The organism is Oceanibium sediminis, from assembly GCF_003265325.1.
Taxonomy (GTDB): domain Bacteria; phylum Pseudomonadota; class Alphaproteobacteria; order Rhodobacterales; family Rhodobacteraceae; genus Halovulum; species Halovulum sediminis.
In genome coordinates this window covers 1-7,148 of record NZ_QGNX01000029.1, presented here as the reverse complement: position 1 = coordinate 7,148, position 7,148 = coordinate 1, and the positions used below count along the sequence as shown (strand labels likewise).

Here is a 7,148-nt window from a genome sequence, read left to right as displayed (position 1 = left end):
AGCGCCGTGAGCTGCGCCCGCGTAGATGACGGTCTCAAGCTGCGCGTCGGACAGCAGGCCGTCGCGCAGGATGGCCGCCGGAAGCTTGGGACGATAGCTCGGTTTCGGCGGTGCGACAGAGGCCATGGCCGCCGATTGCACAAGCTTGGTCGGGTGCGCGGCCGCGCCGGGGATCTCGATCGCCTGCAGACGGAATGTCTCGTAGATCGCGTCGGACAGCCGTGCGGCGTCTTCGTCCTCGGCGGCGTCGCGGAGAGCGTAGTCCAGTTCCTCGGCCTCAATCGGCGTTTCAGGTGTCGCCGGTTGAGCTGCGGAGATCGCGCGCGATCGGCTGACGGGTTTGCGTGTGGTGAGGGCGGGGTTTCCCGGGAAGTGGGAAGAATGGCCCTGCTCCATTGCAGCTGCCTGATCCAGCTCTAAGCGCAGCGGAACCTCTGCGGTGATCCGGGACATCAGATGTGCCACGTCCGGGGATGTGGGTTGGCGCAGGTCTGCGGCGATGCCGCCCGGCTCGCCGCCGCGGCATTTATCGAAGACAGAAATCCGCGTCTCGAAGCTGGTGCCGTGCTTGGCGAAAGCTACGCCCGACACCGCGCCGGTGAAGACGAGATGGGCCGTCTCGGTCAGACGGCCGAAGGTCTCGGCCCAGGCAGGCGCATCCGGCGCAAATGCGGCCCCTGTGATGGCAACGAGCCGCCCGCCGGGGACCAAGCGCGCGAGTGCCGAGCGCAGATGCCGGGCCGTCGCCTCGGTCGACCGACCATCGACATTGGCTTGGGCCGAGAAGGGCGGGTTCATCAGGACGACGCTCGGGCTCGAGGAGGCGTCGAGATGATCATCGATCTGCGCGGCATCGAACCGCGTGACGGGGCGGCCCGGGAACAGCAAGCCAAGAAGGTCGGCGCGCGTGTCGGCAAGCTCGTTCAGCGCAAGACTGCCACCCGCGATCTCTGCGAGGATCGCCAGGAGTCCGGTCCCGGCGGACGGCTCCAAGACTAAATCGCGGGGCGTGATCTGTGCTGCCGTCAGTGCCGCGATTCCCAGGGGCAAAGGCGTGCTGAATTGCTGAAATCGCTCCATCTCCTCCGAGCGCCGGGTGTGCGTGGGCAAGAGGCCTGCCACCTTGGCGAGGATTGGCAAGAGCGCCGCAGGCGAGCCGGCACGCGCAAGCAGCGCCCGACCGAACTTTCGCATAAAGAGGATCAGCGCCACCTCGCCCGCCTCATAGGCGAGCTTCCAGTCCCAGGCACCGGTCGCATCGGAACCGCCAAAGGCATGTTCCATCTCGCGGCGCAGGCGCAGCGCGTCGATCTGAAGCCCTTGCGCCAGATCGGGCTGCAGCGCTTCGGCAACAGCAGCGATCGCAGGGGCAGGATTTGCGGCCAACGGGACAATGGGCGCAGGCAAGGACGCCTGCGCAACAGGGGCAAGATGGGTCATCGGGAAACTCCGGAATGAAGGACAGGATCAGGCCCGGACACCCTCTCTCGGGCACCTTCAGGCCTGATCTTTCCCGGCCCCTCTCTCCCTCTCGCACCAAGGCGTTCCCGATGCTTTGCTTGATTTTGTTCCTGTTATGTTCTATGTTCAGAACCAAGCCAGAAAGGGGGTTCCACCATGGAAATCACCACGCACGCCCTGCCCGCGACGCCCAAGCAGATCGCCTATGCGCGGTCGCTCGCCCTGCGCAACCGGACGCTCCTGCCCTGGGAAGTTCAGCAAGACCGGCGATCTTTGAGCGCTTGGATCGAGGCTCAGGCCCGGCTGAAGCCCGTATCGGACATGGACCGGCTGCCCACGTCCAAGCAGGTGGCCTTCGCTGAGAAGCTCGCCCGGATCAAACAGTGCGCCGTTCCGGAAGAATGCTTCCGCGACAAGGGGCTCATGTCGAAGTGGATCGAAGGGAATAAGTGAGCACAGCACCGGCTGGTGACGCCCTGTGCGGCCGTCCAGCTTTTTACCACATCATAGTTTGGCAAACCGAGCGCAGCTGCCAACCTGTAGGTTGGCAGACTGGCCCTTCGGGACATCGGCCTCGGCCGAAGGACCAAGGCCTGGTCCCGGCGGCACGCCGGGAGGTGCACCGCTGCGACCTTCAGCAACCACCGCAAGTCGTAGCCGTTTCTCAATCCAGCGTCTTCAGATCTCCCACCACTTGGGCCAGTCCCTCAGTTCTTTGGAAATGGTGAGATCAGAGCGTCCATAACGCTGGAAAAGCATCTTTATCAAAGAAAACTGTGGATGTCTCTTTGACAGTATGTCAATTTAGGTATCATGGATGCCGCAAGGTCACAGAATCTGAAGAAGCTGCTCGATGCCGTGCCCGCAGGGTATCTGGTCGATGCCGCATGGCTCGTCTCCCAAGGCATCGCCTATGAGAGCTTCCGTGACTATGTGAAGCGCGGCTGGCTCGACCGCATCACCCGAGGCGTCTTCCGCCGACCAGTCCCGAATATGCAGGCGTCCAACAGCATCGACTGGAAGACCTGCATCCTTTCGATGCAACATATCATGGGTCATGATTTGCATGTCGGGAGCACAACGGCACTCGGTGAACAAGGACATGCCCATTACCTCCGCCTGGGGGAAAACGCTCCAGTCTGGGTCTATGGGGACAAGGTCCCGAACTGGCTGATCAAACTGCCGACGGATGCCCCTTTCAGTATCCGCCCCCGTTCCTTGTTCACCGATCCGAAGCTGGGCGTGATCGAGGGCAAGAATTCTGGCCTGCCATGGGACTGGGCTCTGACGATGTCGACGCCGGAGCGCGCAATCCTGGAAGCCATGGACGAGTTGCCCCACCATGAGAGTTTCCACACGCTCGACATGGTCTTCGAGAGCCTGACAACCCTGCGCCCAAGGCTGATTTCCGACCTCCTGCAAGCGTGCCAGAAGATCAAGGTCAAGCGCCTGTTCTTCGTCTTTGCTGACCGCCACGATCATCCGTGGCGCAAACGGATCGACCCGCAGGCATTCAACCTTGGCAGCGGCGACCGAGCCTTGATCCAGGGCGGCAAGATCCACCCGCGCTATCGGATCATGGTGCCAGAAGAATTCGTGAAGCCGGAGGCCGAAAGTGGGGCGTGAGATCTATGAAGCCCAAGTTGCGCTCCTGGTGCGCGTACTGCCCCATGTCGCGGGCGAAGGCGTCTTCGCGCTCAAGGGTGGAACGGCCATCAACCTCTTCTACCGCGACCTGCCGCGGTTGTCGGTCGATATCGACCTGACCTACCTGCCAATCAAGGAACGCGCCGAGAGCCTGGACGAGATCAACGCCGCGATGGATCGCATCGCGGCTTCCATCGAGACCGGAATCCGCGGCGCGAAATCTCAGCGCATCCAAGGGGGCGGTGGCGGAGCCACCCGGCTCCTGGCGCGCCTCGGGAATGCCGAGATCAAGATCGAAACCTCGCCCGTGACCCGGGGCGCGGTCCACGACCCGGAAATCCGGACCGTCTCTGCCGCCGTCGAGGATGCCTATGGCTATGCCGAAATGCAGATCGTCTCGTTCGAGGACCTGTTCGCGGGAAAGCTGCACGCCGCCCTGGACAGGCAGCATCCCCGGGATCTCTACGACGTCACACTCCTCTACGAAAACGAGAGCCTGACGCAGGACCTGTTCCACACCTTCCTGATCTATGTCGCCAGTTCGCCGCGACCGGCGCATGAGCTGCTCGATCCGAACCTGATCGATCTCGAGCAACCCTACGCGCGGGAATTCGAAGGCATGACCAGAACACCCGTCCCGCTCGCTACGCTTTTGGCGACGCGCCTCAAGTTGGTCGCCGATCTGCAATCGAGGCTCGATGACAAGGCGAGGCAGTTCCTCCTGACGCTTCAGGACGGCGAGCCTGACTTCGCGGCGATCGACCGTTCGCAGGCCGCTGACCTACCGGCCGTGAAGTGGAAACTTCTCAACCTGAACAAACTGAAGCGCGACAACCCCGAAAAGCACGCAGCGCAGCGCGACGCCTTGTTGAAGCTCCTGGGTTGAGCCACGGCCATCACCGTCGTGAGGGGCGCTTTGCGTTGGCCGTCCTCATCGCGTCGATGGGAGGCGCCGAAGACGGGTGAACTCAGTCGGCGCTTCCAAGCCCTGTGTTTCGCTGAAATGACCGCGTTTTCGCCCGACGAAAGGCAGAGCGCAGTGCTTCGGTCGGCAAAGGCGGCGAGTCCATCGCTTCAAAGAAGTGCGCATGGTCGATCTGCTTGAGATCGGTGCGGTCAGGGCTTTCAATATCAGGCGTTGCCATCCTTATAGGCCTCCGGGGCAATTACGGTTTTGCGGATTAGCTGACAGCCGCAATCGAGTAGTGCGGTGTCCCATCCCAAACAAGATCCCAAGACGCGCCCGGACGAACGTTCTGAATTGCGTGGGGCTCGAAGCAGACCAGGCAATTCCCGCCCGGTGCAGGAGCCCGGACCGAAGGGTAAATCAGGCCCTTGGATCCGCCCCGACGCAGATGCTGTGCCAGGCTTTGGCCCTCGGGATACCCGACAGCCGGATCCGGATGCAGCGCCGGATGACCTGCCTCATCGGTCATGTCGTTGAAGACGCCGATGAAGTCGGCCAGCAATTCCACATAGCGGGCGCTGTCGTGGAAGCTGCCGGTAAAGCCGAGTTCGCGTGTGCGGTGCCAGGCCACTTCGCTGACAGAAACCATCACATCCCATGCGCAGTACCAAGCGCCGCGCTCCTCGGCGTTGAAGCGGTTTCCGCCGGCGCGGGTGTAAGTGAAGGCTGCGTTGACGTGACTGTCCCCATAGATGCGCAGATCGCGGCTGCGGCGTTGCCAAGCGAGTTCGCGCGGGTCCAGATGCGGGTTGCGCCCGCGTTCGGCCTGTAGACGTCCACTGGTCAGGCCCTCGATCTCTGCCAAGATCTCCATCTCGTCATCGGTATCGACGAGACCGCGCAGCGATGGTGGCTTGTGGTAGGTGGCGGGCAGGAGACGAACGAGACCGCGATCGGAAATCTCGGTCTGCTTCATGCCCCACCACGCAACGCATCAAGATAGGTCCGAACCGCGAGGATCTGCGGCAACCCCCCGTCGATGGCGGTGTCGACTGGTCGGCTTCCACCAAAGAGCGGACCGGTGTTCGGTCGGGTAAACCAGCTTTTTGCCAGAGGCTCCGAGAAGTAGAGTTCGAGCGACTTGAAGATGCCAATTACAGCGCTGAGCCGCAGCAGTTGGTCCTTGGTGAGCTCTCCGGCGAAATCCGGCTTCTTGGCGCGCTTCCACGTGCTCTCTGACATGTCGGCAAGGCCAGCCGCTTCCTTGAGACTGAGACCCCAAGCATCGGCCACGCGTGCATAAGCTTTCAACGCGACGGCGTTGATCTGTGCGGGTTCCCGGATTTTCTCTGCAACGTACATGGCGTCCTCCATTGGCTTCAATATAGTCCATATGGACTTACTGTAAAGATCAAATGAACCTTGCGCTTTGATCACTGTTACCCGAACCGCCGCCCTCCTTCCGTGAACGTATACGCGTTGACGATGATTCCCTCCTCGATGGCCTGGTCCGAGGCGAGGTGGTCGTATTCGGCTTCAAGCTGACGGTAGAGCCAGCGGGCCAGATCACGCAGCGCCTCGGTCACGATGTCTTCGGCGTCCTCTGTCGGCGGCTGCCAGGTCGGGCTGTCCCGCGTGACATCAACGGCCATGGTGTATTCGTGGTAGTAGCGCCCGCGATGGCTGACCTCGGCGGCGAGTTGGTAAAAGTTCCGCCGCTGGATGGCCTGCAGCCGGTCGGCGATGCCTTGCAAAGCCGCGTCTTGGGGCGCGTAGTCGCGGATGCGTGTGGCCCCGCCCTTGGCGTGGGACCAGTAGCCTTCGAAGCAAGCCCCGTCGCCCTGGCTCCAGAACCCGGAGAACCAGATACAGGGCTTGGCCCGCGTCCCGCCGCCCATCAGCCGCACGGGCGTGGTCTTCAGGCGGATGCCGAGGATCTCGCAGACCCTTTCGAAATCCTCATAGACCGCGTCCCACCAGTCGTCGTGGGGGCCGAGTTCGCGATACCAGCTGCGCGCCTTCTCCTTGGCGGCATCCGAGAGTTCGGGGAACTGGTAGACGGTGGTGCAGATCACCTCAGGCATCGATGTCCTCCCCGTTCAATGCGGCGGCCAGCCATTCTTGCGTGCTGGACCAGCCGATGGATTTGCGCGCGCCGAGATCGATGGCATGCGCGCCGCCACCAAAGGCTTCGAGTCGTGGCCGAGAGCAGGTCAGAGAATACTGGAACCCCCAAAGGCCGGTGAGGTTGAGGTCTTCGGCGAGGCGCAAGACGAAGCGGATGACGGCTTCGACATCGCCGTGTTCGTCATCATGGATCCAGAGGGTGCTGCCATCGGGCGCGTCCTGGCGCACGAGGTCGAAGCCTGCGACCTCCGGGTCATCGGCGTCCTCATCTGCGGCGCGAAGTTCTTGGAACAGCGCGAGCGCGCGGGCGGCCTTGTCGGGGCTACCGACGTCGATCAGGCATGAGAAATGGGTGAAGTAATCCGCCATGGGGACCTCCTGAATGGGGAAAACCCGGCCGGGCGGCCGGTTACTGGATTTGGATGAAGGGATGGGTGGGGCGATCAGCCGGTGGGCTGGTCGCCTGACGCCTGACGCGCGGCATGCGCGCAGAGCATCTGCCGGTAGAAGCGCTTCCGCGCCAGCCGGAGACCGCAAACAGCGCGCGTGTCGGGGTGTAGCGACCGGACCGCCGCGCGAACCACTGCCAGTCGCGAAGCGGTCGGCGGCAAGCCAAGACGTCGATAAGTGGGATCGGTCATTTCACGTGACCTCAACCACGGGCGAAACGAGATGCGGATCGACCCGTGCCTCGATCCGTTCGGTTCGACCCATCCAAGGCTCGGGCCGAATGGCCTTCACCCAATCGGCGAAGCTCGGGATGAAGCCAAGGTCTTCCCTTACATGCTGCTCGCCGACCCACCGGGTCGGGATGATGCGTCCGGTCGAGAGCGTGAGGGTCTGGCCGAAGATCGTCTCGGCCATGAAGATGCCCTCGGCATGGTGGCGCAGCGCCCGGTGCCGAAAATCGGCTGTGATCTCCTTGCTCTGGTCGAACCAGGAATGCACGGCGAGGTAGTCGTCGACCGTGCCGCCCCATTTCTTCACCGAGGACAGGGCGTGGTGG

Annotated in this window: 10 protein-coding genes; 3 read left to right on the top strand and 7 right to left on the bottom strand. The window is 62.8% G+C overall.

Features of this window, described 5'->3' with window-relative positions:
- A partial coding sequence (locus DJ029_RS21190; RefSeq protein WP_198671235.1) for a strawberry notch-like NTP hydrolase domain-containing protein occupies window positions 1-1,440 on the bottom strand: 1,440 nt, incomplete at its 3' end.
- Window positions 1,441-1,617: 177 nt separating this feature from the next.
- Here DJ029_RS21190 and DJ029_RS21185 point away from each other — a divergent pair.
- From DJ029_RS21185 to DJ029_RS21175, 3 genes are all read left to right on the top strand, one after another.
- Window positions 1,618-1,914 (top strand): hypothetical protein, encoded by a 297-nt coding sequence (locus DJ029_RS21185; RefSeq protein WP_112324459.1) that lies wholly within the window; start codon window positions 1,618-1,620, stop codon window positions 1,912-1,914.
- A gap of 360 nt (window positions 1,915-2,274) precedes the next feature.
- Window positions 2,275-3,087, top strand: a complete 813-nt coding sequence (locus DJ029_RS21180) for a type IV toxin-antitoxin system AbiEi family antitoxin domain-containing protein (protein WP_112324458.1) — start codon at window positions 2,275-2,277, stop codon at window positions 3,085-3,087.
- Window positions 3,077-3,994 (top strand): nucleotidyl transferase AbiEii/AbiGii toxin family protein, encoded by a 918-nt coding sequence (locus tag DJ029_RS21175; protein WP_112324457.1) that lies wholly within the window; start codon window positions 3,077-3,079, stop codon window positions 3,992-3,994. The genes DJ029_RS21180 and DJ029_RS21175 overlap by 11 nt, the downstream gene beginning before the upstream one ends.
- An 82-nt stretch (window positions 3,995-4,076) precedes the next feature.
- Here the strand turns inward: DJ029_RS21175 and DJ029_RS21170 are convergent, their stop codons facing one another.
- The 6 genes from DJ029_RS21170 to DJ029_RS22305 form a co-directional block, all read right to left on the bottom strand.
- Window positions 4,077-4,253 carry a type II toxin-antitoxin system TacA family antitoxin gene (locus DJ029_RS21170; protein ID WP_018065915.1) on the bottom strand — a complete coding sequence of 59 codons (177 nt, stop codon included), beginning with the start codon at window positions 4,251-4,253 and terminating at the stop codon, window positions 4,077-4,079.
- Window positions 4,254-4,289: 36 nt separating this feature from the next.
- On the bottom strand, window positions 4,290-4,991 hold the full coding sequence (locus DJ029_RS21165; RefSeq protein WP_078542905.1) for an RES family NAD+ phosphorylase: 702 nt from the start codon (window positions 4,989-4,991) through the stop codon (window positions 4,290-4,292).
- Window positions 4,988-5,389, bottom strand: a complete 402-nt coding sequence (locus DJ029_RS21160; RefSeq protein WP_112324460.1) for an MbcA/ParS/Xre antitoxin family protein — start codon at window positions 5,387-5,389, stop codon at window positions 4,988-4,990. The genes DJ029_RS21165 and DJ029_RS21160 overlap by 4 nt, the downstream gene beginning before the upstream one ends.
- Before the next feature lie 65 nt (window positions 5,390-5,454).
- Window positions 5,455-6,099 carry an antitoxin of toxin-antitoxin stability system gene (locus DJ029_RS21155; RefSeq protein WP_112324456.1) on the bottom strand — a complete coding sequence of 215 codons (645 nt, stop codon included), beginning with the start codon at window positions 6,097-6,099 and terminating at the stop codon, window positions 5,455-5,457.
- Window positions 6,092-6,511: a hypothetical protein gene (locus DJ029_RS21150; protein WP_112324455.1), complete on the bottom strand. Its 420-nt coding sequence runs from the start codon at window positions 6,509-6,511 to the stop codon at window positions 6,092-6,094. The genes DJ029_RS21155 and DJ029_RS21150 overlap by 8 nt, the downstream gene beginning before the upstream one ends.
- Window positions 6,512-6,784: 273 nt before the next feature.
- Window positions 6,785-7,148: DUF6915 family protein (locus DJ029_RS22305; RefSeq protein ID WP_112324453.1), on the bottom strand; the 364-nt coding region annotated here is incomplete at its 5' end.

Excerpts from the sequence above, each read along its gene's own strand:
- DJ029_RS21185 (WP_112324459.1), top strand. The coding sequence starts at position 1,618 with ATGGAAATCACCACGCACGCCCTGCCCGCGACGCCCAAGCAGATCGCC.
- DJ029_RS21170 (WP_018065915.1), bottom strand. The coding sequence starts at position 4,253 with ATGGCAACGCCTGATATTGAAAGCCCTGACCGCACCGATCTCAAGCAG.
- DJ029_RS21150 (WP_112324455.1), bottom strand. The coding sequence starts at position 6,511 with ATGGCGGATTACTTCACCCATTTCTCATGCCTGATCGACGTCGGTAGC.
- DJ029_RS21155 (WP_112324456.1), bottom strand. The coding sequence starts at position 6,099 with ATGCCTGAGGTGATCTGCACCACCGTCTACCAGTTCCCCGAACTCTCG.
- DJ029_RS21180 (WP_112324458.1), top strand. The coding sequence starts at position 2,275 with ATGGATGCCGCAAGGTCACAGAATCTGAAGAAGCTGCTCGATGCCGTG.
- DJ029_RS21165 (WP_078542905.1), bottom strand. The coding sequence starts at position 4,991 with ATGAAGCAGACCGAGATTTCCGATCGCGGTCTCGTTCGTCTCCTGCCC.
- DJ029_RS21160 (WP_112324460.1), bottom strand. The coding sequence starts at position 5,389 with ATGGAGGACGCCATGTACGTTGCAGAGAAAATCCGGGAACCCGCACAG.